Below are 26,728 nucleotides of genomic sequence, written 5' to 3' on the forward strand. Positions count from 1 at the left end.
TCGCTCTGCGGGCTGCGCTCGCCCAGCAGGTTATCCGCCAGATCGTACACCAGCCGCGCGCCCGGTTTGCCCTGATTAGGTTCGCGGTGTTGCAGCAGGCGGCCTTCGGCGTCGTAACCGTAGTGCACTTCGCCGCGCAGCGCGTCGCTCACCCCGGCCAGCTCGCCGCGGCCGGTGTAGCGATAAGCGCGCCACAGCACGCCGTCTTCCGGCCGGGTCAGTTTGTCGTGGCCAAAGGCGCTGCTCTGCCAGCTGCGGCGGCCCATGGCGTCGTAACGCCGCTGCTGCTGCAGCGCGCCCTGGCTGCGGCCGGTTTCCCGGTGCAGGCGATCGCGGGTGAACTCGCTCACCACCTGCTGGTTGAATTTAATGGCGCTGGCGTGGCCGGAGCCGTAATACAGCCACTGCAGGCGATCGCCCTGCGGCAGCGTCAGCGCCTGCAGATTAGCCAGTGCATCCCACTGGTATTGCAGCTCGCCGTTCACGCCCTGCTCGCCGAGCAGCCGCCCGGCGGCGTCATAGCGCATCTGCACGCTGTCCGGCTCGATGCCCAGCGCCGCGCCGCTCGCCGTCGGCAGGCGGTTCAGCTCGCGCAGCCGTCCCATGGCGTCGAAGCGGTAATGCCATTCCGCGCTGGCGTTGCCGCGCCAGACCAGCTGCCCGGCCTCGTCGAAGCGGAAGCGCTGTTCGCGCTGCGTCAGCTCACCCGCGCTGCCAGGCAGGCCGACCTCTCGGTGCTCCTCCAGCAGCCCGGCTGCGCCGTAGCGATAATAGTGGCGGGTGTCGTCCGGGCGCTCTTCGGCCAGCACGCGGCCCACCGCATCGTAGCTGAAGCGGTATTCGCCGCCGTTGCCGTTCTCCAGCCGCGTCAGCCAGCCCTGCGGGCTGTAGTGATAGCGCCGGGTGCGGTTAATGCGGTCGGTGATGCTGACCGGCAGCCCCAGGGCGTTGTACTGCCAGCGGGTCAGGCTGCCCAGCGCGTCCTGATGTTCTGCCAGCTGGCCGTGCGCATTCCAGTTAAAGCGCTCTTCGCCGCCGTCCGGGTGGATCAGGGTGTGCAGGCGCCCGCCGTTATCCCACCGGTAGCGCGTCTGGTGGCCTTCGGCATCGGTCTGCGCCGTCAGTTGCCCCAGCGCATCGTAGGTATAAGCCGTCACGCTGCCGGAACAGTCGGTGTAGCGCGTCAGCTGGCCGCGGGCGTCCCACTCCAGCTTCACTTCCCCGCCCAGCGCGTCGATCACGCCGGCCGGCAGGCTCTCTTCGTCATCCGGGTAGCGGTACAGCGTGGCATTGCCCAGGGCATCGACATAGCGCGTCGGGCGCCCCAGCGTGTCCCAATGCTGCGCCTCGCTGCTGCCGTCCGGGTACGCGACGGCGAACAGCCGGCCGCTGTTGCGCGAATATTGATAGCGCGTCACGCGGCCGAGCGGATCGGTCTCCGACAGCAGGCGGCCATAAGAGTCCCATTCGCTCTGGCGCTGCGCGCCGCCGGGCAGCAGCACGCTGCACAGCTCGCCGCGTTGGTAGATAAAACCGTAGCGGCGCTGGTCGAAATCGGTGTACTGCGCCACGTTGTCGTCGTCATCCAGCCGCCACTCCGCCCGCTTGCCGTCGCCGCACACCGCGCTGCGGCGCCCGCCGGCGAAGTCATAGCCGAACTCAAGGGATTCCCCGGCGCTGTTGCGATAGGCCGTCACGCGCGGCACGCCGTCGATCTCTTGCCATTGGTATTCGTTCAGCAACCCGGCGGCGTCCTGGTGGCTGATCATCAGGCCGTCGCGCCAGCCAAAACGGCGCGTTACCTCACCGGCGCGGTTGCTCACCGTCGTCAGTTGGCCCTGCTCATCGTAGCCGTAGCGCGCCAGCGTCCGTTCGCCTTCGGCGGTTTGCAGCGCCACTTCGCGCAGGCGGCCCTGCGCATAGCGGCACATCAGGCGCTGCCCGGCGCTGTCCACCAGTTCGCTCAGCAGCCCCTCGTCGTCGTAAAACAGCGAGGTGGCGTTGCCGATGGCGTCGGTGATCATGCTGAGCCGGCTCGGCTGGTCGCCCGCCAGCGGCGGGTAGTGGAAAATCTGTTCGCCGACGTCAAACAGCTGCCAGCTGCCGTCGTCGTTGTGCATCAGCCAGCATTTTTCGGCTTCGCAGTAGGTTTTGTGGCCGCGCGGCACCTGCGGGAAAGCGACGAAGTCGCCGGAAGGGGCGCGCCACACCAGGCCGTCCTGATACGGCTGCAGGCTGCTCTCCCAGAACAGGTTCCAGCCGCGGCCCAGTACGCCGTCGCCGGGGTTGCCGCTGCGCCAATAGCGCTGCCAGGCGACCGGCAGCCGCGAAGGCAGCACGAAATCGAGTTCGTCTTCGCCGTCGAGGAATTTCTGGCCGCTGACGATATCCACCGGCCGGGCGATAATGCCGACGGCGGCGGTGGCGGTCATCAGGGTGCCGGCGCGGCAGGCGATGCGCGCCAGCTTGTTGATGCCGGGCAGCTTGCCCAACAGTTTGCCGAGCGCCCCCAGCTTGCCGGCGGCGCCGCCCACGCCACCCACCAGGCCGGCGAACAGCAGCGTCAGATCAGAGACCTTGTACAACCAATCCGGCACTTCGGGCTTGATCGGCAAGGTGGTGACGGTGCCGCCGCCGATAAACACGTTGGGCGAGCCTTCCATTACCTGCGCGTCGCAGTTGGTTTTGTCCCCCACGCGCGAGGCGGGCTGGCCGTTGATGCTGACCTTGTCGGAACCCTGCGCCATCTGCATGCTCGGGCCGTCGTCGCTGCAGGCCACCTGGCTGTTGGTGGCGAGCGCGGCGGGTTTGCCGTTGATGAAGACGTTGGGGGAGCCGGTGACGATATTGCCTTTGGGGGTCAGGCTACCGGCACCGGCGTCGGCAATGCCGTCGCGCGCCGCGGTGGCCGCCTCCCCGGTGAGATACCCCACCGCCAGGCTGGCGCCGATGAGCAACACGCCAACGCCAATACAGGAAGCCGCCAGGCCGGCGACGAACAGCGCACCCGCCGCCACCGCGCCTGCGGCGGCGATCAGGCCGCCGACAAGGGTGCCGGCAATCATGCCGGCCAGGGCATGGGAATGCCCGATGGTATCGCCGACGCGGGCCGCTTCGGTCATCGTAAGGTCCTTTTACGTGAAGGGTTCATCGTTATGCCGCCCGGTAGCTGCTCAGCACCTGCAACAGCAGCGCGTCGTCTTGCGGCGTCAGCTTGCGCGCCATCGCCAGGGTGAACACCAGCACCCGGCCCTCCGCCAGCGCGAACACCGCCTGGTTTTGCCAGATGCGCTTGCCGTCGCGCAGGTAGCTGGCGCGCACCCATTCACCGGCGGTTAATCCATCACCCAGCGTCGCCGGCTCGCGGCTTTTGAACGCCCAGCCTTTCAGCCCCTGCGCCAGCGCATCGAGCTGGCGGGTGACGTAGCCTTCCAGGTTTTCCGCCGGCTGCAGCGCATCGCGGGAAATATTGATTGAGGGGGAAACATCATCGCCGGCCAACAGCACGTTGACGGTGCGATCGGCATAGCCTTCCGGCAAAGCGACGCTGCCTTCGCTGAAAGCGCAGCGGGATAAAGCGGACATGCGAGGATCCTTTTGCATAAATAATGCTTAAGCATCGCATAACTTAGCCTTGAAATAAAACCATCAGGCACCGCCAATGTTGCGCGGCGTGACCGCGTTCACTGTGTGCAAGGCCGTGGCCGGAACCTTGCCCGGGATCGGGCCGTAACATTACAGAATTATCTGAAACCATCGGCGCGCCGACGCCCTGATTATGGCTATACTCGGCTATCGCCCTTTTCAGGAGATCAGGATGCTGAGATTCACCCGTAGCGCGCTGCTGTGCGCCACGCTGGCCGCGTTCCCCGCCGCCGCCGAAACGCCGAAGTTCGGCCCGGAGCTGCAGGGTTTTCACTACCCTTATCCGTTGCAGCAGTTCAGTTTCACCTCGCAGGGGCAGGCGTTAAAAATGGGCTATATGGACGTGCCGCCGGAAGGCGCCGCCAACGGCCGCACCGCGCTGTTGCTGCACGGTAAAAACTTCTGCGCCGCCACCTGGCAGGACACCATCAAGGCGCTGAGCAAGGCCGGCTACCGCGTGATCGCGCCGGATCAAATCGGCTTTTGCTCCTCCACCAAACCTGCGCATTACCAGTACAGCTTCCAACAGCTGGCGCAAAACACCCACGGCCTGCTGCAGAACCTGAAAATCAGCCGGGCCATCGTCATCGGCCACTCCACCGGCGGCATGCTGGCCACGCGCTACAGCCTGATGTATCCGCAGGCAGTGGAGCAATTGGTCATGGTCAACCCGATCGGCCTCGAGGACTGGAAGGCCAAAGGCGTGCCATGGCGCAGCGTCGATCAATGGTTCGAGCGCGAGCTGAACACCACCGCCGAGGGCATCCGCAACTATGAGCAGCGCACCTACTACGGCGGCCGCTGGAAGCCGGAGTACGATCGCTGGGTGGATATGCTGGCCGGGCTGAACAACGGGCCGGGCCATCGCCTGGTGGCGTGGAACTCGGCGCTGATCTACGACATGATCTTCACCCAGCCGGTGTATTACGAGTTCAAGGAGCTGCAAACGCCCACCACCTTGATGATCGGCACCGCCGACACCACCGCCATCGGCAGCGATATCGCCCCGCCGGCGGTCAAGGCCAGGATCGGCCAGTACGCGGAGCTGGGCAAACAGGCGGCGAAGCTGATCCCGCACGCCACGCTGATCGAGTTCGCCGGGCTGGGCCATGCGCCGCAAATGGAGGAGCCGGAGCGTTTCCATCAGGCACTGCTCAAGGCGCTGCAGCCCTGAGCGGCCGGTTGGCGTAGCCGCCGCGCGGCGGCTAAACTTTCAGCTGGCACTCAACGGCAGGAGACAGCCATGCGACAGATTATTGCCAGCGCCTTCGTCAGCCTCGACGGCGTGATGCAGGCGCCGGGCGGGCAGGACGAAGATCGCAGCGGCGGCTTTCAATTCGGCGGCTGGACAGCCCCCTACTGGGATGACGCCATTGCGGAAACGATGGGCGATCTTTTCTCCGCGCCGTTCGATTTGCTGCTGGGGCGGCGCACCTACGACATTTTCGCTGGCTACTGGCCGCAGATCACCGACGAGGCCGATCCGTTTTCCGCCGATATCGCCCGCGTATTCAATCAGGCCACCAAGTACGTCGCCACCCACCACGGCGAGACGCTGGCGTGGCAGAACAGCCAGTGGCTGGGGCGGGACATCATCGCCCGGCTGCGCGAGCTGAAGCACACCCAGGGGCCGGTGCTGCTGGTGCAGGGCAGCAGCACGCTGATGCAGCAGCTGCTGGCCAACGATCTGGTGGACGAACTGCGCCTGCTCACCTACCCGGTGCTGCTCGGCGGCGGCAAGCGGCTGTTCGATGACAACGCGGCGCCGGCGGCCTTTACGCTGGCCCAATCGGTGGTCTCGCCCGGCGGCGTGATCGTGGCCCACTACCGCCGCGCCGGCGCGGTGGCGACCGGCTCCTTCGTGGCGGAAAGCGCGGCGGCGGCCCAGGCGTAAAAAAAGGGCCGTTCGGCCCTTTTCTCTTTTCCTTCCTCACCCTCAGGCAAACAGAATATCGCTCTGCTCCACCTGCCCGACCACATGGATCTTGAAGTCGGCGGCGTAGCTGTTGCTGTGGGTGTTCATCAGCAGATCGGTGGTGCCGTTGAAGGCGTCGAAGTTGAGCTGGATCTCGCCTTTCTGGCCGCTGAAGGCGCTGCCGCTGTCGATAAAGCGCAGCTCGCTCAGGCTGTTGTTGAAGCGCAGGCCGGAGAGATCGATCTTGTCGATGCCGTGCTCGAAGTCTTCAATCACGTCGAACGCCGCCACCGTGGACTCTTTGGCATTGAGATAGACGAAATAGTCGGTGAAGTTGTTGGCGTCTTTGCCGCCCCACAGATGATCCGCCCCCATCCCGCCGTACAGGATGTCCGAACCGGCGTTGCCCGCCAGCAGGTTGTCCTGATCGTTGCCGATGATCACATCGCGCCCGCTGCCGCCGATGGCGTTCTCGATGATCGCCCCGCGCGCGATGGCGACGTTCTGCGTGCCGCCGCCGACGCTGGAGAACGCGCCGTCGTTCAGGTTGATCATCTGCTGCTGGCTGTAGCCGGAGAAGTCCAGCGTGTCGTTGCCGCCGGCGTCCCACACCGCGAAGTTGACCGGTTTGCCGTTGTCCGCCGTGGCGGTCAGGAAATCGCGCCCGGTGTTGGAGTTGAAGCCGTACACCGTATCGCCGGTGCGGGTGCTCATGTTGGCGCCGTACAATTTTTGGATCGCGGCGATGTCATCCACCATCGGGCCATAGCCGTACACCCCTTTGGTGTCGGCGCCGGTATAACCGGCGTTGAAATAGCTCATGATCGAGTATTGCAACGAATCCTGATAGTAAGCGGCATCGTTCTGGTAGCTCGGGTTGCCCAACGAGGCGTCATAAGATCCCGGGTGCGCCAGCCCCAGGGCATGCCCCAGCTCGTGGGTGAAGGTCTGGCTGCTGAAGTCACCGCTAACCGGCGCCTGATGGGTGGCGAAGTTTTTGTTGAACCACACCGTGCCGGCAAAGGCGTTATCGCTGCCCGGCTTGGAGCTCGGCGGGTAATAGGCGTACGCGTTAATGGCATTCGGGCCGCTGCCGGCGGCGGTGCTGCCGTCGGCGCGCTGGGTGAAGTACGCGAAGGTGATGTCCGCGCGGTGGTTGATATCGGTGGACGCCGCCTCGGTAAAGGTCACATTCGCCACGTCGGCCCAGGCCTGCATCGATTTCAGCGCCTATGTCTGCGCCGCCTGAGTCAGCGGTTGCAGCCCCTTGTCACCGTCACCGGTCTGGCCGATGCGGTTCAGCGCGCTCTGCGTCAGGAAGGAATAGGTCAGCGCCACCGGCTGGTGATAGACCTGATCGCCGTTGTGCGTCAGGCCCGGCCGCGTCAGCTGATCGGCGGCGCGATCGAAGCTGAAGTTATCGCGGATTTTACCCAGGTTGTTGATGGCGGCTCCGCCGCGCTGGTTGCTGTACAGGTTGGCGTTGTCCAGCGTAAACAGCGCACCGTAGCCTAACCCATCATAGAGGCTGCCGGGCTGGTGATAGTAAAATTGATAGTTATGATCGTTGGGGGATGTGGCGGACAGGCTGGTGAACTCATCGTCATCTTGCAAAATATCGTTGTGGCGGCTGCTCATTGCATTCTCCTTTTACACAGTAGGAATCCACTCGCTTTGTAAGACTATTCATCAGTCGTTCTAATCTAAGCCAAGGCTTAGGATTGACCAGTATAGTAATTAACCCCGACGGCGCGACCCGACGCCGCCGTGCATCATCGCGCCGGGCGTTAAGACGGAAATAATCATAACGATTTGTATTAGCGCAGTATTAATGAGAAAGATAAGCGTATCGGCGGGCTAATGACTCGTCTTTATGGGCATGTTATCGCCGGTTAGATCAGAATTATCGAGGATTAAAAAACCTAATCCTTGCCTCATCATCCCGCAGGGAACGTGCTAAGGTGTGAACGGACAGCCGAAAGGAGTGACCCGATGCCAACCCATTTCTTTATGCGTGCCTTGCGCCGCGCCAGCCTGACAGGAGTCGTTATGAGCGTATTGTGCAGCAGTGCCCTGGGCAGTTCACTGCCGTTGCTGGAACCCGCCGCGCTGAAGGGCGACTGGCAGCTCGCCGCCATCGGCGACGGTAAAACCGTCTGCGAGGTGCAGCTGAGCGACGAAGCGGTGGCCAACACCAACGCCTTCCGCTTCAGCGCCTCCGCCCAGTGTCTGCAGCCGCTGGCGCTGCAAACGTTGCCGGTCGCCTGGCGGCCGACGCCGGACGGCATGACGCTGACCGACGCCGAAGGCAGCATGGTGGCGTTTCTGGCCCTGACCGCGCCAAAGCGCTATGAGCTGATCGATCGCGGCGGCCCTTCGCGCTTTGTGCTGATCCCGCGCTAATCCCTCAGGCGAACAGCAACCCGAGCAGCGCGCCGCCCGCCAGCACCCACAGCGGATGGAGGCGCTTGCTCATGCTCAGCCCCGTCGCCAGCGCCACGATCGCCGCCAGCCTCCAGCTGGGTGCGGAAGCCTCGGCGATCAAGATACCGCTGGCCGCCACCAACCCCACGGTCAGCGGCACCAATCCGGCCTGCACAATGCGGCGCCACGGGCGATCCTTAAAGCGCCGCCAGGCGCCCATCACCAGCAGCGTGACGATCGAAGACGGCCCGAACTTGGCGACCGAAGAAACCAGCAGCCCCGCCCAGCCGGCCACATGCCAGCCGACCAGCGGCACGATCATCATGTTCGGCCCCGGCGCGGCCTGCGCCATGGCGAACAGCGCGCTGAACTCCTGGGCGCTCATCCATTGATGCACCTCCACCACCTGCCGCTGCATTTCCGGCAGAATGGTCATGCCGCCGCCAAACGCCAGCAGAGAGAGCTCGGTAAAGATCAGCGCCAGTGCAATCAGAACCCCGCTCATGACGGCCACCGCCACATCAGCAGAATGCTCAGCGGCGCCAGCACCAGCATGGTCGGCAGCAGCGGCAGGCGCAGCCAGGCGATGGCGATCAATGCCAGCGCGACGATCGCCAGCGCCGGCCATTTACCGCGCAGCGGCAGCAGCATCTTGATCCCGGTCGAGAGCAGCAGCCCGGCCGCGGCGGCGGCCAGCCCGGCGAACACATGCTGCACATGCGGATCGTTTTGGAAGCGGGCGTAGACCACGCCCAACCCCACCACGATCGCCGTCGGCGCGCTGATGAGGCCCAGCAAGGCGCACAGCGCGCCGCGCAGCCCGCGAAACTCCATGCCCACCGCCACCGACAGGTTGATCACGTTGCCGCCGGGCAGAAACTGGCACAGCCCGAGCAGCTCGGTGAACTGTTCGCCGCTCAGCCAGCGCCGGCGCTCCACCAGCATGCTGCGCGCCAGCGGCAGCACACCGCCGAAGCCGATCAGCCCCAGCCACAGAAAGCCCACAAACAGCTCCGCGTTGCCCGGCGCTGCCGCCGGGTGCGGTTTTAACGTATTGATATCTGACATGACATTGCCATTCCACATCGCTTGTTTTGATGTCTGGTATCATGCGCGCCGCCGTGCCATGATGTCTAATGCATTCCAGAACAACCAAAGATACCTTTGAGGTATGGCAATGATCGAACTGCGTCGCCTGCGGGCGTTCGTCACCGTGGTGGAAGAAGGCAACATCACCCGCGCCGCCGAGCGGCTGTTTATCCAGCAGCCGCCGCTGACCCGCTTGCTACAGGGGCTGGAAGATGAACTGGGCGTCACCTTGTTGCAGCGCCTGCCGCGCGGCGTGCGCGTCACCGAAGCCGGCGGCGTGCTGTTCGAAGAGGCCCGCGCCCTGCTGGCGCGCGCCGAACGCCTGCGCGAAGCGGTGCAGCGCGCCGCTCGCGGCGAGCAGGGGCACATCGCCATCGGCTTCACCAGTTCCGCCGCGCTGCACCCGTTCGTGCCCAACCTGCTGCGCCGCTACCGCGACATCCTGCCGGGCATCACCACCCAGTTGGAAGAAGCCGGCAGCGGCGAACTGATGGAGGCGTTGCTGGAACAGCGCCTCGACGCCGCCTTCGTGCGCTCGCCGGCCAGCGGCATTCCCGGCCTGAGCGTGGAGCCGGTGCTCAGCGAGCCGATGATCGTCGCCCTGCCGCTGGGCCACCGGCTGGCACAAGAAACGCAGCAGCCGCTGCCGCTGGCCGAACTGGCCCACGAGTCGTTTATTCTCTATCGCCGCCCGGCCGGCCAGGGGCTGTACGACGCCATCCTGGCCGCCTGCCACCGCGCCGGCTTCAGCCCGCGCATCGTGCAGGAAGCGCCGCGCCTGCCGGCCACCCTCAGCCTGGTCGGCGCCGGGCTGGGGCTGTCAGTGGTGCCCGGCTCAATGCGGCGGCTGGGCGGCGACGGCATCGTCTACCGCACCCTCGCCGAAGAAGCGCAGCTCAGCGCCCCACTGTCTGGCGCTGCGCCGCAGCCCGGCTTCGCCGATCGTCGAGCGCTTTCGGCAACTGGTGCTGGAGACCGTGGGGCAGTCATAAAAAGCCCGAACGGCCAATAAAAAATGCCGTTCGTTTATTATTTATTTAAACCGGTCGGCGACTAAAATTAATTCCAATTAATGACTATTCAACTTCCGGGGAATTAATCAAACCCGCTCTCACTTAGTAACAAACGCAAACAAATAAGCGCCTACCCAATAAATTCCAGCCGCTAGGATTTAAGGGTCACAGCCTGTTCCCGCCGATGACAAAAAATCATTTCAATGGCGCTCGCGCCTTCCCTGTCGCCTGCCTCTGCAGGCGCACGGTTTTATATTGGAGAAAATGCTATGCTATCGCGTCGTGATATATTGAAAGTGTCCGCCGTCAGCGCGGCCGCCGCCGGCATGATCGGCGGCATCGCTAAAAATGCCGCTGCCGACGACCACCGCAATATCGTGCCTCCCAGCAGCTACCAGCCGCCTGCTAATGCGCAGCATCTCTATAAGTACAAATTCACCGACAGCAAGAAACGCAGCCTGCCCAGCGGCTGGGCGCGCGAGGCCACCGTCGAGCAGTTTCCAATCTCCGAAGGCGTGGCGGGCGTCGACATGACGCTGGAGCCGGGCGGCGTGCGCGAGCTGCACTGGCACGCCATCGCCGCCGAATGGGCGTTTATGCTGGAAGGCCATGCGCGCATCACCATCCTCGATCCCGAGGGCAAATGCGAAGTGGCGGATTTCGGGCCCGGCGACGTGTGGTATTTCCCGAAAGGCTACGGCCATTCCATTCAGGCGCTGGCGGACGGCGCGCATTTTATTCTGGCGTTCGATAACGGCCATTTCTCCGAATTCGGCACCTTCAGCATCACCGACTGGGTAGCGCATATGCCGAAAGAGGTATTGGAAAAAAGCGTCGACATGCCGGCGGCGGTATTTTCCAAGGCCAAACAGGGTGAGGCCTATATTGTTGGCGGCGCCATTCCGCCCACTTTGCCATTGCCGAAAAACGACGGCGGATTAAATAACGCCCCGCTGACCCACCGCTATGAATTAATGAAGCAAAAGCCGTTCTTTGAAAATGACGCCGGCAGCGTGCATTTGGTGTCATCGAAAGAATTTCCCATTTCCACCACCATGACCGGCATCATCGAGATCGTGAAACCCGGCGCGATCCGGGAATTGCACTGGCACCCCAATGCCAACGAATGGCAATACTATATTGCCGGCAAAGGCCGCATGACGGTGTTCAGCTCGCACGGCCACGCGCAGACGGAAGAGTACGCCCCTTCAGACGTCGGCTACGTGCCGCAGGGCTTCGGCCATTACATCGAGAACATCGGCGATGAGGATTTGAAGGTGCTGATCGTGATGGACAACGGCATTTATCAGGATATTTCGTTGTCCGACTGGCTGGCGAAAACCCCGGCCTACCTGCTGGCGGATAACTTCAACAATCAGGTTGAGGACTGGCAGGATCGGCCGAAAGACAAGCGGGTGATGTCGCGGCGCAGCCGCTGACGCCACGGCGAGGGAGAGACTCCCTCGCCCTCCGGCCTGCGCTTACAGCGTGGCGTTAAAGAACGGCACCAGCTTCTCCAGCGCCTGGGCTACCGGCTCCGGTTTGTCGTAGAGATCGTAATGCGACCAGCCTTCCACCACCACCAGCTCTTTGTGCTGCGATTTGGCGCGGCGCACGATCTCATAGCCGTCGCGCAACGCGCCGAACAGGCCGGGTTTGCTGCCGACGATCACCAACAGCGGCTGGGTCAGCAGCACTTCCGCCAAGTGGAAAGCGTCCCAGCCCACGGCCACCGCGTTATGGGAATACAGCGTCTTGTTTGCGCCGTTCGGCTTCTCGCCGCGCGCCGTCCGGTAGTATTCCGTCGCCTCGCGCAGATCGATATCGGCGCCGTCTTTTTGCGCCGCCTCAACGCTTGGGTACAGGCCTACGTCCACGCGCAACGCCGCGCCGCGCGCCTCTGCGGTGCGCTGCCGGGCAATATCCTCCAGAAAAGCCACAGGATCGCCATTGGCCAACATGCCTTCGCGCATTACCCGGCCATAGTTGGCGCCGGTGATGGTCGCCACCGCTTTGATGCGCCGCTCCGTCATCGAAGCGTTGATGGCGTAACCGCCGCCGCCGCAGATGCCGAGCACGCCGATACGCTGATCATCAACGTAATCCAGCGCCACCAGATAATCGGTCACGACGCGAAAATCTTCCACGCGCTGAGCGGGATCTTCAATAAAGCGCGGTTCGCCGCCGCTCTCGCCCTGGAAGCTGGCGTCGAACGCGATGACCACAAAGCCGGCTTTCGCCAGCGCCGCGCCATAGACGTTGCCAGAGGTCTGCTCTTTGCAGCTGCCGATCGGGTGGGCGCTGATGATCGACGGGTACTTTTTCCGCTCGTCGAAATCCGGCGGGAAATGGATATCCGCCGCGATGTCCCAATACTGACGCTTGATTTTGACCGTTTTCATCATGAGTTCCTCACAGGGTTGCTGGCTCGGGAAACGCGCTCGGCATCGCTTCCGCTGGGATAACGCTTACTTTAGACACCGTATTGTTCTTTGAGAAGCACAGGGAATGGACTACAGTGTTAAGCTGTGGTTTACAATGCGGAGCGTATCGATGGATCCTTCCCTGCTTCCCTCACTGGCGTGGTTCGCGCATATCGCGCAGCACCGCAGCTTTACCAAAGCGGCGGCCCAAATGGGCGTTTCCCGCGCCGCGCTGTCGCAAAACCTGAAGGCGCTGGAAAAACAGCTGAACGTCAAGTTGCTCCACCGCACTACCCGCGATATGTCGCTCACGGAGGAAGGACAACGCCTGCTCGAGGCCCTGGCCCCCGCCCTCAGCGCGATCGAACACGCCGTCGGCACGCTGGAAGAGAGCCGCCACGAGCCGGCGGGGCTGCTGCGGATAAACGCCTCGCGCACGGCCGCCAAGCACTTTATCGAACCGCATGTCGGCGAATTTCTGGCGCGCTATCCCAGATTGAAGCTTGAACTGGTGATGGACGACGGCATGGCCAGCATCATTTCCGAAGGCTACGACGCCGGCGTGCGGCTGGGTGAAAGCCTCGCCGAGCATATGGTGGCGATCCCCATCACCCCGCAGGTGGAACTGGTGGCGGTGGCCACACCGCAATACCTCAGCCGTTACGGCACGCCCGCCACGCCGGCGGATCTGGTCAACCACAACTGCATCGCTTTTCGCCACGCAACCAGCGGCGCCATTTATCAATGGGAGTTTTCCACTATCGAGCGGCACGCGCGCCATACCTTTTCTGTCGAGCCGCAAGGCAGCATGATCACCAACGACGACGACGGCATGATCCGCGCCGCGTTGCAACATGTCGGCATTATTCAGCACTTTGATTTCGCCGTGAAGGCGCTGGTGGAACGCGGTGAACTGGTGCGGATCCTGCAGCCCTGGTCGCAGCCGTTTCCCGGCTTCTACCTGTATATCCCCTCCCGTGAGCACATGTCTTCCAAGGTCAGGGCGCTGCTGGACTTTCTGGTCGAGAAGCGCGCAGGCTAAGCCGGTTTATCAGTTGAACATTACAGAGATTTTTTCAGATAGGAGCGTGTTATTTCATTGCCGCAATCCAACTCGCCAATCATTTGAAAACCCTGTTTCAGGTAGAAATTGGGCGCCTGAAAGCTAAACGTGTCCACGGAGACGCTGGCGCATCCCAACTGTCTGGCATGAGCCTCTGCAGCTTCCAGCAGACGGTGGCCTAAACGCCGGCCGCGCTGCGCTTCATCAATCCAAAGATAATGGATGTAAAAAACGGCCCCGTAAGACTCTGCATAAAGTCCCGCGACTATTTTCTCATCGCCGTCTTTATAATAAACACCATACTCGTGAGCATTTAACCCCATGAACTTTGAATTAAATCTATCGAGCTGGCCCTCCAGAAAGGAGCGTGCATCATTGTCATGATGCAACGTTAAATTTTCATTTCCCACAACATGTTCCGCATATATAAAATAAAAAAGGAAGATTGGTTAATACTTTATGGCCCGGATTAATTCGGCAAAACGCATCAATAATCAGACTGCACAGGGGAAACACTGTACTCAACATGCGCTAAACAAATACCAAACGCATCCATCGATTTGGATTCGCACTTCTGCGGATCGATAAATCCAGCCCGATCTCTTTCCCCCTTCTTCAGTGCTCATTCAGAGGCCTCCGGAAAGGCCTCTTATACACTCAGACGTTGTCGATAGAGACGAATTACGCCAACGACAACAGCTTCGCGAGCAGCAACTCCGACATATTAAGCTCGGTGCTTAATACCACATGGCAGTTGGCATCGGGCTGCGGCGGATAGTTCATATATCGTCCCCGCATATCGCACAGGGTTTGCCCGCGGCCTGGCCCGTCGGAATCATCGATCGTCACCTTCACGTTAGGCGCAAGGCAGGCGCCGATGCCCTGCACCGCCAACACCGCAGCCACCGGATCGTGCAGCGCGCAGGCTTTGCGGCCGTAGGTATTGATATAAAACTGGATATACCGCTCCAGCATTTGCCCTATCGCCTGCGCAAACCGGCTCTCGGCCGACAGCAGTTTGAGCCGATCCGCCTCTTCAAAGGTATGCGACATGGTGACATCAAGCGGCACCATCACGATATTCTTCATCGCCTTAAACACCATGGCCGCCGCCTCCGGATCGCAGGCAATATTCGCCTCCGCAACGGGCGTTCGGTTGCCGGGCGCCAGTGCCGCACCGCCCATGATCGTCAGCGTGCCGATAAGCTCTCCTAGCGCGGGCTCAAGCTGCAAGGCTTTGGCGATGTTGGTCAGCGGGCCGGTCGCCAAGATGTCCAGCTCCCCCGGGTGCGCTCTGGCCAGCTCAACCAGCAGGTCGGGGGCCGGCAGCGGCGCCAGCTTGGCGTGTGAGGCTTCCAGCGCGATGTCGCCGATGCCGTTGTCACCGTGTATATGCTGCACATCGCAAAGATACGCCTGGCGCAGGTAGTCCCGTTCCCCCACGGCGACGGGGATCGCGGGAAAACCGGCCAGGCGGGCAAGCTCCAGCGTATTTCTGGCTCCGGCATCGGCGGCGACGTTGCCGCAAACCGTGCCGATCGCCAGAATATCCACCTTGTCGCTTTCTGCGAGCAAATAGCCCAGCGCCATCGCATCATCGATGCCGGTATCGCAGTCAAAATATAATTTTATTTTCTTCTCGCTCACCGCTTGTCTCCATTTTCTGTATTAAGAGAGGCAACCCAAAGATCCATTTTCTTCCGATACTCCGTTTTTGCCTCGTCGCCGGCGAAACTGGCGGCAAAAGCATTCAGGGCCACATCGACGATATCCTGGCTGGAAAATGCAAACTCGCTCTGACAGATCAGATATTCATCCACCAACGTGGTGTGCAATAAGACCGGGTCGTCGGTATTGATGGTCGCGATGACCCCGGCATCCCGCAGCCGGCGCAGCGGATGTTCCGCATAGCCGGGATAGACGCCCAGTTTGATGTTCGAGGTCAGGCATACGCCGATGGGGATACGCCGCTCAGCCAACAGTTCCACGACGGCCGGGTCGGCTATCGCCCGAACGCCGTGATCGATGCGGTCGGCCCCCAGCAGCAAGATGGCGTCGCGCACGCCCTCTGCGCCGCTGGACTCCCCGGCATGCACGGTTCGCTTCAACCCGGCCCTGCCCGCCTGGGCGAAAGCCTGCGCGAAACGCGCACCGCTGCCTTTGGTGACGGCCTCATTGCCATCGACGGACAGCGCGACCACTCTGGGGTGCCGCAGCGCGGTTAAAAAATCCACCAGCTCACTCGCTTCGGCGGCGGTTTGCCGGCGGAGCAAACTGACGCATAGCCCAACGGACGCCAATCCATCCTCTTCGGCCGCACGCAAACCGGCGTCAATCGCGTCGATCATGTCACCGAGCCTGCCGCGCCACGCTTTCCAGTGGGTCGGGTTGAAAATCAGATCGGCGTACAGCCCGCCATCCCGCGACAGCCGTTGTGCATAGGAGTAGCTTAACTGCGCCAGGCGTTCGCGGCTGCTCACCAGGCTGCAGGACCAATCGAGGAAATCGAGAAAGTCGGCAAGCCCGTTAAAATTCAGCAGCTCGTCCTGCTTTCTGGGCATCGGTATCCCCGAGGATAACGCCCAGGCCGAGAGCTGTTCCGGCTCAAAGCAGCCCTCCAGATGCACATGCACTTCCGCCTTCGGCAGGGAAACCATCTGCGCTCGAGAGAGCGTGGTTTGGTTTACATTCCATTCCATAAAATGGCTCCCAAGGGTTATTTATGCAGGCCAACGAGCACTTTTTCGCGCGACGGCATGGGTGCGAAAGACTCGTTGAAGAGGGAGTGAATGCGGTAAAAAACGCGGTGAGACGAGGAATGATCTAGGGTAAGCATCGCAATATGTTAATCCTGTAATGAGTCAGACGGCAGGCCATCCAAAAATTCATCAACAGGTCAGTAACCTATGCGTGCCGGCTTCGGTGACACCTCTCATCACCGAAGCCGGCACGGCATCACCCCATCCTCACTGCAACGCCCGACTTCTATGGGCGCCGGCAATCATCGATGGGGCCGTTCTCTTACCTGAACCTATGTAAAACATGGCGTGTTAAAGCAGAGTGTTCGCCGGCAGCCGCTGTTATGCGCGGCCATCGCCAGCCATCAGCGCCAAAACACGCCGCCAAGCTTATGAAAGCCAGGGGGTCTTGTAAAGCCCTTCCCCAACGCCGGAAACGTCAGGCCTTTCTCAGCAACAGCGCCCACAGCGCCAGCACGGCAAAGGCGATGTATATCGCCATAAAAAGGACAATGGCGGCGAACAAGGCGCCCACTACCCCTATTTTATCCGCCAGCCAACCTGCGGCCGGCGGCATGATATTGAACAAATAGACGATAAAGTAAAACTTCGACACCGCGTTCCACCCTGGCGCCGCTAGCGAGAGCTTATTGACCAGGATGGCACCGCCCACAAAAACCGCGCCGTACGAGAAGCCGGACAGCGCCAGACTCACCGCCGCGCTGGCCACAGAACCGCTTTCGAGCGCCATGGTCATCATCACCATAGAGAAAACCTGCGCAATCAGCCCTAGCACCAAAGAAAACTCAGGCTTCAGAAAACGCGGGATCGTGAACTGCACCACGCCGGCCACCAGTAAATAACCGGTAGCGATATAGCCAAAGCCCGCGGGTGACTGGAGCCCGAAGACCTGGATCGCGGCCGTCGGCCCCAACGACAGGATCAGCGCGGCGTATGACCAGGAGATAAACACGCACAGCGCAAGCAGATAGAACAGCGGTTGGCTAAAACCGGCGCCCTTTTCTGCCGTTGTCGTGTCCGCAACGCCGAGGGTAGGCAATCCTTTCTTCGGCCAAAGCAGGACGATGGCGATCGCGGAAAGGAAAACCAACGCGGCGATGGTCACCGCCGGCGAAGTGAGCGGGTAAAACGCCAGCTGGGCGTAAACGCTGCTGATCACCGGGCCCAGCGCCAGGCCGGTCACCAAAGCCAGGCTGCCCAACAGCGCGGCGCGTTTGGCGCTGTCGCCGCGGCTGACGTTAATCAACAAAATGTTGATGATGGCCGTGGCCGTACCGGCCCCTAAACCGGAGATAAACCTGAACAGGCACAGCGCCTGCAAAGAACGAGCAAAGGAAAAGCACAGCGTTGGCACCACCACCACCATCAGCGACACCACCACCAGCAGCCGGGCATTTTTATCGGTGATGGTGAGCCTGCGTGATAAAAACAAGGCCAGCAATACGCCAAACCCATAGGAAGAGAAAATGAAGGTCAGGTCGATATTACTCAGGCCAAGGGTTTCTTGATAGAGGGGATATAACGGCGTAGGAGAGCCGCTGTTCAACAAGATAAAAAATAAAGCGATCGTCAACGCCGCCAATAGGCTCACCTGGCTGCGGTTTGTCTGGTTAGAAGTCATTATGCCACCATCATGGAAAATACCGATCGTAGCACCCGACCGGATCGCGAACTTTCGCGTTCGCACTTTTTTTCTTATCGTTCGGACAGGACGGCGAGATAGCCTGTACACCGGCTGGCGCCTCACCCATAATGCGTTCACCTCGCCGCACTGCCGGGATCATGCATAACCCTGGCGCAATAGCGACTATGCTCAACAGTAAACGCATCAGACAAGCAGGTAATAATGGATCCGCTATCCGATATTGTTTCCAGGCTAAAAATCAGCAGCCAGAAAATTGTGACGTTTGACATGAGCGCTAATACCAAAGCGCTGTTTCCCGACTATTCCGGGATGAAAATTTATATCGCCAAGCGCGGATCTTTTTTCATTAAACTGGCGGGCGACGCCAACAGTTACCCGATTGAACAAGGCGATGTGCTGATCTTATCCAGCGGGCGCGAATTCAGCATTTTTGATCACCCTAACGCGCCGGCCATCGATATAACAAAAATTCACGTGATGAAAGACCGCTCATCCTGCTTCAGCAACGGCGGGTGCGATTTCTCCTTTGTGGGTTGCCGCTTCGTATTTCAGATCAACGATACCTTCCGCTTTATCACCAGCCTGCCCGAACCCATCGTGATCAAAACGCAGCGGGAGGAGAACGCCGGCATCAAGGATTTCCTGAGCCGCCTCTCGTCGGAGATAGAAAATCCCGGCCCGGGCAGTGAACTCATCACCGAGCATCTGCTGCAGATCATTTTGACGCAGGCGCTGCGCATGCTGCTCTCTTCCGGCGCGCTCGGCCGCGGTGAGGGCTGGTTTTACGCGATGGCGGACAAACATATTGGCCTCGCGCTGACCCGCATACACGACCAACCGGGCAGAAAATGGCGCCTGGACGAGCTCGCCGGCGTGGCCGGCATGTCGCGCACCGCCTTCACCACCCGCTTCAGAAAGCTGGCCGGCTACAGCGTCAACGAATACATTCGCATCTGGCGTTTTAGCCTGGCCATCGAGCGAATGGTCGCCAATAAAGAAAAAATATCCCAGATCGCCTTTGACCTGGGATATGAATCGGAAAGCGCCTTCAGCACCGCGTTCAAGAAAAGCATGGGCGCGTCGCCAAGGAGTTATATCGGCAGCCATATTTCCTGAAGCGGCCAGCGGCGGCACGTCCCTGTGCCGGTCTTATCCTTATTCTGCAAACCAGGCCGCGGGCAGATCCGTCTGCAGCGTGATGGTTTTTATTTGCGTGTAGGCATTGAGCGTTTCTTTGCAGAACTCGCGGCCGATCCCGCTGTTCTTGTAACCGCCGAACGCGGTGCCATCGGTAATGTTCGAGTAGCGGTTGATCCATACGGACCCGGCTTCCAGCCGGTCTGCAGTCGCCAGGGCGTTTTTCAGGCTGCGGGTGTAGATCCCCGACGCCAGCCCATATTCGCTGTCGTTAGCCTGGGCGATCATCTCGTCGTAGTCTGACCATTTGATCAGCGTCAGCACCGGCCCGAAAATTTCTTCCTGGCAAATGCGCATGCCATTTTCCGCAGCAAAGATCGTCGGCTCAATGAAGTAGCCATGCTCGCAGCCGGCGACGGCGCGGCGTTTGCCGCCGGTCAGCAGGGTGGCACCCTCCTCGAGGCCGGTCCGAATATAAGCCAGCACCCGCTCGCCCTGCTTTTCAGAAACCAGGCAGCTGACCCGGGATTGCTCGGCCAGCGGTGAACCGACGCGCACCCGTTCGAAAGCCGTCACCAGTTTGGCGCTGAAACGGTCGTAAATGTCCGCGTGAACGAACAGCCGGGTGCCCGCCAGGCAGGACTGGCCGTTATTGTGGATGGCGGCAAAGGTCACGTTGTCCACCACCGCGTCCAGGTCTTCGATGTCCGGGAACACAATATTGGGGCTCTTCCCGCCCAGCTCCAGCGTGACGGGCACCAGCCGCTCCGCGGCGGCCTTGGCCACCCGCTTGCCCACCTCCGTGCTGCCGGTGAACGAAAGCTTGCGCACTTTGCGGTTGCCGGTCAGCGCCGCCCCCGCCACGCTCCCGAGCCCGGTAATGATGTTGACGACGCCGGCAGGGAAAATGTTGGCGATCATCTTGCCCAGTTCCAGCGTGGAGAGCGAGGCGTTTTCATCGGCCTTCAGCACCACCGTGTTGCCGGTCACCAGCGCCGGTGCCAGCTTGAACGCCGCCATGATCGCCGGCGCATTCCAGGGGATAATCTGCCCGCAGACGCCGAGCGGCTCGCGTTTCGCCAGGCTGTAGCCGTCCGCGATGCTTCTGCCGCTGTCTTCGTGCCCCATGACAACCGCGGCGAAATAGCGATAGTGTCTGACCGCCGTTTGATAATCGCGGCGCACTTCGCTGATACAGCGGCCCACATCCCGCGCGTCGATTTGCGCCATTCTTTCCAGATCGCTTTCCAGCACATCCGCCAGCTGCGCCACCAGGCGGGCGCGGGCCTGCTGCCCTAATGCCTTCCAGACGGGGAAAGCCGCTTCCGCCGCCAACACGGCGCGCTCGACGTCCCGTTCGTTGCAGTAGTGCAAATCCGCCAGGCGCTCCCCGGTCGAGGGGGAAATCACGGGATGAATGTCCGTGCCATCCAGCTCGAATACGCCGTTAATCAGTGGCCCGTAGGCTTTATCTAATGTCATTTCTGTTCCATTCTTCGCTAAATTAATGCAAACCGCCGCCGACGATCAGGCTCTCGCCGGTCACCCAACCCGCCTCGTCCGAGGCGAGATAGGCCACGGCCGGGGCGATATCCTCCGGTGTGCCGATGCGCCCCAGCGGGGTGATGGATTCAATGTGCGTTTTGAAATCGGTATCGAAAAAGCCGCTGTCATGCACGCCTTCCGTGATGACCAAGCCAGGATTGACCGCATTGACCCGGATTTTGCGCCCGCCAAGCTCGTTGGCCAGCGTCTTGGTGATCGAGTCCACCGCGGCTTTGGAAGCGGTATAAACCAGCGAATTGGCCGGCGTAAACGAGGTCACGCTGGAGCTGATATTGACGATGCTGCCGCCCGATTCAGGCATGGCGGCGACCGCCGCCTTGCAGCAATAAATCAGCCCTTTGACATTTAAATTGAAGTGCCTTTCATATTCCGCGTCGCTGAAGGCTTCCAGGCTATTGGTGGCATAAACCCCGGCGTTATTGACCAGCACGTCCAGGCGACCATACTGCTCGACAATGTTTTGCATCAGGTCGTTGACTTCGGCCTCAATGCCGACATTGGCCTGCAGCGGAAAAGCGACGCCGCCCTGCTCATTGATCTCTTTAACCAACCGGTTAGCATCTTCACGCCCGCGGGAATAGTTAATGAAAACCACGGCGCCTTCCGCCGCCAGGCGTTTAGCAATGGCGGCGCCAATGCCCTTTGAACTGCCCGTCACTAGGGCAACTTTATTTTCAAAGCGTTTCATTCGTCATTCTCCTCAGTGTCTGTGAAACTCGGGAGAAGATTACGGTAAATGCTCGCCGTGCAGCATAGCGGGGCGAACATAAAACCTTATCGAACGAACAACTTTGCCTAAAAGAGAAGTGGCATTTTTAGAGTAAACGCGCGGCCAAAATGGTGCAGGCTAATAACAGAATGACGCCACCGAAGCATTTATTGATATAAATCCCAATGACCGGACGCCGTTTTATACTCAGCGCGATCTTTCCCGCCAGAAATACCAGGGGAACTTCGATCAGAAACATGATGACGATGAGTTCAATGCCTAATATCAGCATCTGCATTCCCGGCCTGCCCGCCTCCACCCGAATAAACTGCGGAATAAACGCCAGCATGAAAATAATGGCCTTGGGGTTAAGCAGGTTGGTCAGCAATCCTTGCGAATAGAGCCTTTTGCGGCTTTTGCGCTCGCCGTGGCTTTCCAGGCCAATCGCATTTGCCTGGGTAAAAATGCCCAACCCGACCCACATGATGTACAGCGCGCCGCCGATGACGAAAAGCTGATACAGCAGCGGCGAAGAGGCGATCAGTGCCGTGACGCCGGCAATCGCAAAACAGACGTGGCATATCACTCCGGTGACCGCCCCCAATACGGTAATCAGCCCCGCTTTCGTTCCCTGGCTGACGGCATTGGACAGTGCGCAAAGCATATCGGCGCCGGGAATAAGCGTTAAGACGGCGGCCGAAAGGGCAAATAAACCCAGCGTGGATAATTCGATGACCATGATTTTCTCGCGTCGTAAATAGGCGCATTGTCGGCCCCCGTAAGTCGGCGAGATAGAACGATATTGCTCACAGGCAGCGATCGCGATAGCCGCGCGGCGTCACGCCGTAACTCGACTTGAACGCCCTGCCCAGGTGCGACTGATCGGCGAACCCGCAGGCGACGGCGATTTCCGCGATGTCGCCGCCCCGGGATAGCAAAACCTTCGCCTGCTGCAGCCTAAGCTGCCGCTGATAGCGGCTCGGCGACAAGCCGAATGTTGCCGAGAACTGGCGGCAAAGGTGAAACCTGGACAGACCGGCGGCCTGCGCCAGCCTCTCCAGACGCACTTCCCGCGCCGGGTTATCGTGCAGATACTCTTTCGCCCTGCGCAAGCCCGGTGCGATGCCGGCGTCTGCCAATGGCGCGCGCCGCGGGGAACACACCGCCAGCAGATCCGCCACACAGTGGCTCCAGGCCACCTCCCGGTCGAAACGGCTGGATTGCGCCGCGGTCAATACCGTCGCGGCCTCACACAGCCGGTTGGCGAAAGGCGCATGGTCGATATGCTTCCCCTTCACTGCCGCTGGCAGAGGCATCTCCATGTTTTCCGCCACGTCCAGCAGCATCTCGTGGCTGGGGTAAAACATGAAATAATGGCATCCCTCTTCTCCCAGCACCGTCCCGGCATGCATCTGCCCCGGCGCGATGAGGCTGACTTGCCCACGGCTGACGATACCGTCGGCATCGCCTTTGGCGCTGTTGTTATTGGCGCCGCGCAGGACAACGCCAATCGACCAGGTATCATGCCAATGCACGTCAAACCGATGGTCTGAAAAGTCCGCGACGAGCAGTTCAAGCCCGCCCAATGCGTCAAAACGATGCATAAATGCCGAATTGCCCATCCTCTTTTACCCGATTGCCGGTTATCCACAGCGGCCAAAATAACACACAACGTACGGCGTGAAAGCCCTGCGCTCTGCGCGGAAGCGGCTTTCTGAACGTCGGAAAAAAGGGGCCGCCTGGCCCCTTCACATTGTTCGTCTGCCTTCTTGCCTTGCTCTCATGCCGATTAATGTGGATTCATCGCGCCATAGTTCAACGGCTGCCAGTCGTAACCTTTCCCCTGTTTATTGATGTAGCCAAGGCCCGGGAAGGACAAATGCGCCCCTGCGACCAGCGCCCTTTGCTGCGCGAGGTCATCGAACAGCCGCTTGCGCTGCGCAACCGCGGCGGGGACGTCGATGTCATAGGCGATGGCGACATTCGGATCGGGAAACTGCACCGAGCCGACGTGGATCATATCCCCCAGAATCACCATCTTTTGCCCTTTGCTTTCGACGGCGAACACGCTGTGCCCTGGCGTGTGCCCACGCGTGTCGATAGCCGAAATGCCCGGGGTGAGCGCCTGATTGCCTTCAAACGTTTTGAGTTTCCCCGCCGTGACGTAAGGCTGCAATGAGGCGATGGCGGCATCGAAGAAACGTTTATCTTTCTCTTCCGCCTGCCGTTTTTTCTCTTCGCTCAGCCAAAAAGCGACTTCGTCCTTTTCCACCCAGACGGTGGCGTTCGGGAAGGCGAGACGCTTGTCCGCCATCAACCCGCCCACATGGTCGGGATGCAGGTGCGTTAAATAAATCTCATCCACCTGCTCCGCCTGATAGCCGGAAGCGTTCAGGTTTTTCATCATTTTGCCCAGCGCTTCGCCATGCAGCGCGCCGGTGCCTGCATCGACCAGAACCAGCTTGCTTCCGGTATTGATCAGGTAGGCGTTCACCGAGGTCGGTAACGGCAGCGACAGGTTGTTGGCCGCCATCGCCTTTTCAAGCTGCTGCGGCCGGGTGTTGATCAAGATTTTATCGGCGGGCATCGGGCTGATGCCGTCAGACAGGGCCGTCACTTCCACATCACCCAGCATGATCCGGTAGAACCCGGGATTGTCTATTGTAGAAAAAGGCGCCGCGGCCATTGCAGCGGCAGAAAAAGCGGCGAAAAAGGCGCCAATAAGCAGATTGCGACGCATAGAAAACCTCATAACGATAAGAAGATACGGCTAAAAGCCCTGGGAATGCCCCCTGGCGATTTAAAACTCCTGCACGGTCGGCCTGATGACAATCTCACTCACATCCACGTCCGAAGGCTGTTCGATCGCATAGGCGATGGCGCGCGCGATGGCATCGGCGGAAATTGCCTGGCTCTGGTAGAGTTCGCCGACGGCCTGCAAACTTTCCGCATGCGAACTGCCCTGTTTCAGTTCGGTGTCGATCAGGCCGGGGGCGATCGTCGTGGTTCTGATCTTTCCGCCAACTTCGTGACGCAAACCTTCGGCGATCGCGCTGACCGCGAATTTAGTGCCGCTATAGACCGTGCCGCCGGGGCTGAACACCTTCTTGCCGGCAATGGAGGAAATGGTGATGTAATGACCGAATTGCTGCTTTTCGAACAGCGGCAAGGTTGCCGCGATGCCGTACAGCACGCCTTTCACATTGATATCGATCATCCGTTCCCATTCATCGACCTTCACGGCACTCAGCGGTGCGATCGCCATCAGCCCCGCGTTGTTGACCAGGACATCAATCTTGCCAAACTGCCTGACGGTCTGGGCGATCATCGCTTCGACCTCCTGACGCTTCGTCACATCCACCTGCAGCGCCAACGCGGTGCCGCCGTCGCCAACGATTTGCCGAACCAGCGCATCAAGACGATCTTTCCTGCGCGCCGCCACCACCACCGTCGCCCCTTGCGCGGCCAGATGTAATGCGGTCGCCTCGCCCAGCCCGCTGCTGGCGCCGGTAATCACCACCACTTTGCCTGAAATACGGTTCATCTCTCGTTCCTCTTGTTAGGGTCAGTGCGAATACTTTATCCGCCGTTTCCGCCCGGTAAATGGAAGTGTTATGCTTTGAGAATTCCATTTTTTGGAACAAAGAGGTCAACGTGCAAAACAGACAAGAAGCCTTGCGCATTTTCTGCGCCGCCGCCGAGGAGATGAACTTTAAACACACGGCGACCAGGCTCGGCATTTCCCCGCAAAAAGTCACCCGAGCCATCAAAGAGCTCGAGTCGGTGCTCGGTGAGCAGCTGTTCCACCGCAATACCCGCAGCGTGAGAATCACGGATTTCGGCCTCGGCTTTCTTGAGCAGGCCAAAACGGCGATGGATCAGGTGAACAGGCTGTTTCAGCCGCAGGGGAAAGCGGCGGAAGATCTCGGCGGCGTGGTGCGCCTTACGGCGCCGCATACCTATGGCAGCGAGGTCGTCATGCCGATACTGGCGGAATTCGCGCGCCAGTATCCTGCGATTACGATCGAGTTCCACCTGTCGAATATCCACAGCGATCTGGTCGAAGAAAGAATTGATATCGGCATTCGCATCGGCTTTCTGCACGACCAAACCTGTATCGTTCGCCAGCCCAGAACCATGCCTTTCCATCTGGTTGCCTCGCCGACGCTGCTCGATCGCCTGCCGCCGCCGGAGCAGGTAGACCAACTCGCCCATCTGCCGATTGTCGCGCTGGTGAACCGCAAGACCGGGCGCTACTGGCCCTGGGAATTTAGCCAAAAACGTTATCTCTACCCGAAGTCCGCCGCCTTCGTCACCGACACGCCCGATATAGAGCGTAAAGCGGTGCTCGCCGGTTTAGGCTTTGGCCAACTGGCCGGGTATTTGGTTGAAAAACACCTCGCTGCGGGTGAGCTGGTAGCCGTTCTGCCGGGCGACGCCCCGCCGCCCTGGCCGGTCAACCTCTATCATACGCATCAGCACGCCTGCCCGGCGCGCGTGCGCGTGGTCTTTGACTATCTTTTCAATCAATTAAGCCAGGGCTAACCCCGCCTTGCCCACCCAATATTGCGCACTGCCGCCGGTGGTCATCTGGTCAGCTTTAGCGACACGTGGCAGAGTGCCAAGAGTTAAGCCTGTAGAACCGGCCTGGTGCTCGAGTTTTGATAAGCTGGCCTCTGCCTTTCCTGACTGTTTTTCCATCTTCTCAAGAACAACAGATGCCCTACGGCTCCCGGTGATCATTTTTGCAGTGTCGATATCGACCTGATAGACGAGGCTGCCGCCGTTTTGTTCTGACATTTAGTGTTCTCCGGGCATAAAAAAACCCCGCCGAAGCGAGGTTATAAATAATTTTTTCGAGAGAGATTATTTCTCTAGGTGGTCAGCTAAGCCATTCTTGATATTTTTCAAGATGTCTAACTTTTCGTTTTCTCTTTTTTCCAAAAACTCAGCAATCACCCCAGTCATAGCAACTAAGGTGCCGATAATAGCCGTTGCACTACCTGCAATTGTGTAAATCTCTCGGTTTGCCATCAGCCCACTGTTGTAAACCTTATCAACGTAGCCAACAGTAACTTCCATGCCGATAGCGTAACCAACAGTAATTGCACCAACTAAAATCAGCAGCCCACCAATCAACTTAAGCATTTCGTCCTTTTCCATAGACAAGTAACAAGTCGTTACATGGTAGCAGAGAGCATGAAGTAGGCAACGAAAAGCGGTTTTCGCCCGCGATTTGTCGGGCTTTTCCCTGGAATCAAGTGTGGTCAGCGTGACAACATGGCTTCTGGCTAAATAGCTATGAGGTCACTATGCAAAAGAAAATGTTGATACTGGTTC

The 26,728-nt window shown here is 60.2% G+C and carries 26 protein-coding genes and 1 pseudogene; 8 read left to right on the forward strand and 19 right to left on the reverse strand.

All coding sequences use genetic code 11. From position 1 onward, the window contains the following. Together AC4PR2_RS08315 and AC4PR2_RS08320 are read right to left on the reverse strand one after the other, a co-directional pair. The coding region (locus AC4PR2_RS08315) for a PAAR domain-containing protein (protein WP_492175014.1) at positions 1 to 3,122 on the reverse strand (3,122 nt) is incomplete at its 3' end. A gap of 31 nt (positions 3,123 to 3,153) precedes the next feature. Then, entirely contained in the window at positions 3,154 to 3,585 is a 432-nt protein-coding gene (locus AC4PR2_RS08320) for a DcrB-related protein (RefSeq protein ID WP_033634486.1), read from the reverse strand. 232 nt (positions 3,586 to 3,817) lie between these two features. Here AC4PR2_RS08320 and AC4PR2_RS08325 point away from each other — a divergent pair, with 232 nt between their 5' ends. Both AC4PR2_RS08325 and AC4PR2_RS08330 read left to right on the forward strand, forming a co-directional pair. Then, on the forward strand, positions 3,818 to 4,819 hold the full coding sequence (locus AC4PR2_RS08325; protein ID WP_319856939.1) for an alpha/beta fold hydrolase: 1,002 nt from the start codon (positions 3,818 to 3,820) through the stop codon (positions 4,817 to 4,819). Between the two features lie 69 nt (positions 4,820 to 4,888). After that, complete coding sequence (locus AC4PR2_RS08330) at positions 4,889 to 5,539, forward strand: dihydrofolate reductase family protein (RefSeq protein ID WP_319856937.1); 651 nt, start codon at positions 4,889 to 4,891, stop codon at positions 5,537 to 5,539. Positions 5,540 to 5,581: 42 nt separating this feature from the next. Here the strand turns inward: AC4PR2_RS08330 and AC4PR2_RS08335 are convergent, their stop codons facing one another. Both AC4PR2_RS08335 and AC4PR2_RS08340 read right to left on the reverse strand, forming a co-directional pair. Next, positions 5,582 to 6,778: a M10 family metallopeptidase C-terminal domain-containing protein gene (locus tag AC4PR2_RS08335; protein WP_492175015.1), complete on the reverse strand. Its 1,197-nt coding sequence runs from the start codon at positions 6,776 to 6,778 to the stop codon at positions 5,582 to 5,584. A gap of 12 nt (positions 6,779 to 6,790) precedes the next feature. Beyond that, a complete protein-coding gene (locus AC4PR2_RS08340; protein ID WP_492175017.1) occupies positions 6,791 to 7,198 on the reverse strand; it encodes a hypothetical protein in 408 nt (135 codons plus the stop codon). A gap of 411 nt (positions 7,199 to 7,609) precedes the next feature. Between AC4PR2_RS08340 and AC4PR2_RS08345 the strand changes: the two genes are divergently transcribed. Next, positions 7,610 to 7,963: an AprI/Inh family metalloprotease inhibitor gene (locus tag AC4PR2_RS08345; protein ID WP_060419020.1), complete on the forward strand. Its 354-nt coding sequence runs from the start codon at positions 7,610 to 7,612 to the stop codon at positions 7,961 to 7,963. 4 nt (positions 7,964 to 7,967) lie between these two features. Here the strand turns inward: AC4PR2_RS08345 and AC4PR2_RS08350 are convergent, their stop codons facing one another. Together AC4PR2_RS08350 and AC4PR2_RS08355 are read right to left on the reverse strand one after the other, a co-directional pair. Beyond that, positions 7,968 to 8,489 (reverse strand): chromate transporter, encoded by a 522-nt coding sequence (locus tag AC4PR2_RS08350; RefSeq protein WP_033634482.1) that lies wholly within the window; start codon positions 8,487 to 8,489, stop codon positions 7,968 to 7,970. Then, entirely contained in the window at positions 8,486 to 9,052 is a 567-nt protein-coding gene (locus AC4PR2_RS08355; RefSeq protein ID WP_033634481.1) for a chromate transporter, read from the reverse strand. The genes AC4PR2_RS08350 and AC4PR2_RS08355 overlap by 4 nt, the downstream gene beginning before the upstream one ends. A gap of 103 nt (positions 9,053 to 9,155) precedes the next feature. On the opposite strand from AC4PR2_RS08355, the pseudogene AC4PR2_RS08360 reads away from it, so the two are divergent. Both AC4PR2_RS08360 and AC4PR2_RS08365 read left to right on the forward strand, forming a co-directional pair. Beyond that, positions 9,156 to 10,065 (forward strand): annotated as a pseudogene (locus tag AC4PR2_RS08360) (LysR family transcriptional regulator). Positions 10,066 to 10,355: 290 nt separating this feature from the next. Further along, positions 10,356 to 11,525: a cupin domain-containing protein gene (locus tag AC4PR2_RS08365; protein ID WP_197808488.1), complete on the forward strand. Its 1,170-nt coding sequence runs from the start codon at positions 10,356 to 10,358 to the stop codon at positions 11,523 to 11,525. Positions 11,526 to 11,567: 42 nt separating this feature from the next. On the opposite strand, the gene AC4PR2_RS08370 is transcribed toward AC4PR2_RS08365, so the two are convergent. Next, the gene (locus tag AC4PR2_RS08370) at positions 11,568 to 12,488 is read right to left on the reverse strand and encodes an alpha/beta hydrolase (protein ID WP_443014477.1); all 921 of its coding nucleotides are present in this window, start codon (positions 12,486 to 12,488) and stop codon (positions 11,568 to 11,570) included. A gap of 151 nt (positions 12,489 to 12,639) precedes the next feature. Here AC4PR2_RS08370 and AC4PR2_RS08375 point away from each other — a divergent pair, with 151 nt between their 5' ends. Further along, complete coding sequence (locus AC4PR2_RS08375) at positions 12,640 to 13,551, forward strand: LysR family transcriptional regulator (RefSeq protein WP_149560084.1); 912 nt, start codon at positions 12,640 to 12,642, stop codon at positions 13,549 to 13,551. A gap of 20 nt (positions 13,552 to 13,571) precedes the next feature. On the opposite strand, the gene AC4PR2_RS08380 is transcribed toward AC4PR2_RS08375, so the two are convergent. The 4 genes from AC4PR2_RS08380 to AC4PR2_RS08395 form a co-directional block, all read right to left on the reverse strand. Further along, entirely contained in the window at positions 13,572 to 13,982 is a 411-nt protein-coding gene (locus tag AC4PR2_RS08380; protein WP_443014476.1) for a GNAT family N-acetyltransferase, read from the reverse strand. A 271-nt stretch (positions 13,983 to 14,253) separates the two neighbouring features. Further along, complete coding sequence (locus AC4PR2_RS08385; RefSeq protein ID WP_102984727.1) at positions 14,254 to 15,219, reverse strand: nucleoside hydrolase; 966 nt, start codon at positions 15,217 to 15,219, stop codon at positions 14,254 to 14,256. Next, entirely contained in the window at positions 15,216 to 16,271 is a 1,056-nt protein-coding gene (gene add / locus AC4PR2_RS08390; protein ID WP_330113531.1) for an adenosine deaminase, read from the reverse strand. Before add ends, AC4PR2_RS08385 begins: the two co-directional genes overlap by 4 nt. Positions 16,272 to 16,749: 478 nt before the next feature. After that, positions 16,750 to 17,952 (reverse strand): MFS transporter, encoded by a 1,203-nt coding sequence (locus AC4PR2_RS08395; RefSeq protein ID WP_443014475.1) that lies wholly within the window; start codon positions 17,950 to 17,952, stop codon positions 16,750 to 16,752. A 225-nt stretch (positions 17,953 to 18,177) separates the two neighbouring features. On the opposite strand from AC4PR2_RS08395, the gene AC4PR2_RS08400 reads away from it, so the two are divergent. Further along, positions 18,178 to 19,092, forward strand: a complete 915-nt coding sequence (locus AC4PR2_RS08400; RefSeq protein WP_060439999.1) for an AraC family transcriptional regulator — start codon at positions 18,178 to 18,180, stop codon at positions 19,090 to 19,092. A gap of 39 nt (positions 19,093 to 19,131) precedes the next feature. On the opposite strand, the gene AC4PR2_RS08405 is transcribed toward AC4PR2_RS08400, so the two are convergent. From AC4PR2_RS08405 to AC4PR2_RS08430, 6 genes are all read right to left on the reverse strand, one after another. Beyond that, positions 19,132 to 20,595 carry an aldehyde dehydrogenase family protein gene (locus AC4PR2_RS08405; protein WP_193159050.1) on the reverse strand — a complete coding sequence of 488 codons (1,464 nt, stop codon included), beginning with the start codon at positions 20,593 to 20,595 and terminating at the stop codon, positions 19,132 to 19,134. 22 nt (positions 20,596 to 20,617) lie between these two features. Beyond that, complete coding sequence (locus AC4PR2_RS08410; protein ID WP_060440000.1) at positions 20,618 to 21,367, reverse strand: SDR family NAD(P)-dependent oxidoreductase; 750 nt, start codon at positions 21,365 to 21,367, stop codon at positions 20,618 to 20,620. Positions 21,368 to 21,494: 127 nt separating this feature from the next. After that, positions 21,495 to 22,127 (reverse strand): LysE family translocator, encoded by a 633-nt coding sequence (locus AC4PR2_RS08415; protein ID WP_060440001.1) that lies wholly within the window; start codon positions 22,125 to 22,127, stop codon positions 21,495 to 21,497. A gap of 67 nt (positions 22,128 to 22,194) precedes the next feature. Then, entirely contained in the window at positions 22,195 to 22,992 is a 798-nt protein-coding gene (locus AC4PR2_RS08420) for an AraC family transcriptional regulator (RefSeq protein ID WP_443014474.1), read from the reverse strand. 185 nt (positions 22,993 to 23,177) lie between these two features. Further along, on the reverse strand, positions 23,178 to 24,128 hold the full coding sequence (locus tag AC4PR2_RS08425; protein WP_070914948.1) for an MBL fold metallo-hydrolase: 951 nt from the start codon (positions 24,126 to 24,128) through the stop codon (positions 23,178 to 23,180). A 60-nt stretch (positions 24,129 to 24,188) separates the two neighbouring features. Continuing rightward, complete coding sequence (locus tag AC4PR2_RS08430) at positions 24,189 to 24,932, reverse strand: SDR family oxidoreductase (protein ID WP_060419041.1); 744 nt, start codon at positions 24,930 to 24,932, stop codon at positions 24,189 to 24,191. 110 nt (positions 24,933 to 25,042) lie between these two features. On the opposite strand from AC4PR2_RS08430, the gene AC4PR2_RS08435 reads away from it, so the two are divergent. Next, positions 25,043 to 25,933: a LysR family transcriptional regulator gene (locus tag AC4PR2_RS08435; protein ID WP_080432940.1), complete on the forward strand. Its 891-nt coding sequence runs from the start codon at positions 25,043 to 25,045 to the stop codon at positions 25,931 to 25,933. Here AC4PR2_RS08435 and AC4PR2_RS08440 read toward each other — a convergent pair. Together AC4PR2_RS08440 and AC4PR2_RS08445 are read right to left on the reverse strand one after the other, a co-directional pair. Beyond that, positions 25,919 to 26,188 (reverse strand): hypothetical protein, encoded by a 270-nt coding sequence (locus AC4PR2_RS08440; RefSeq protein ID WP_443014473.1) that lies wholly within the window; start codon positions 26,186 to 26,188, stop codon positions 25,919 to 25,921. The genes AC4PR2_RS08435 and AC4PR2_RS08440 overlap by 15 nt on opposite strands. A 66-nt stretch (positions 26,189 to 26,254) precedes the next feature. Continuing rightward, the gene (locus tag AC4PR2_RS08445; RefSeq protein WP_060419045.1) at positions 26,255 to 26,536 is read right to left on the reverse strand and encodes a hypothetical protein; all 282 of its coding nucleotides are present in this window, start codon (positions 26,534 to 26,536) and stop codon (positions 26,255 to 26,257) included. Between the last annotated feature and the right edge of the window lie 192 nt (positions 26,537 to 26,728).

Source organism: Serratia sp. A07 (assembly GCF_058725505.1).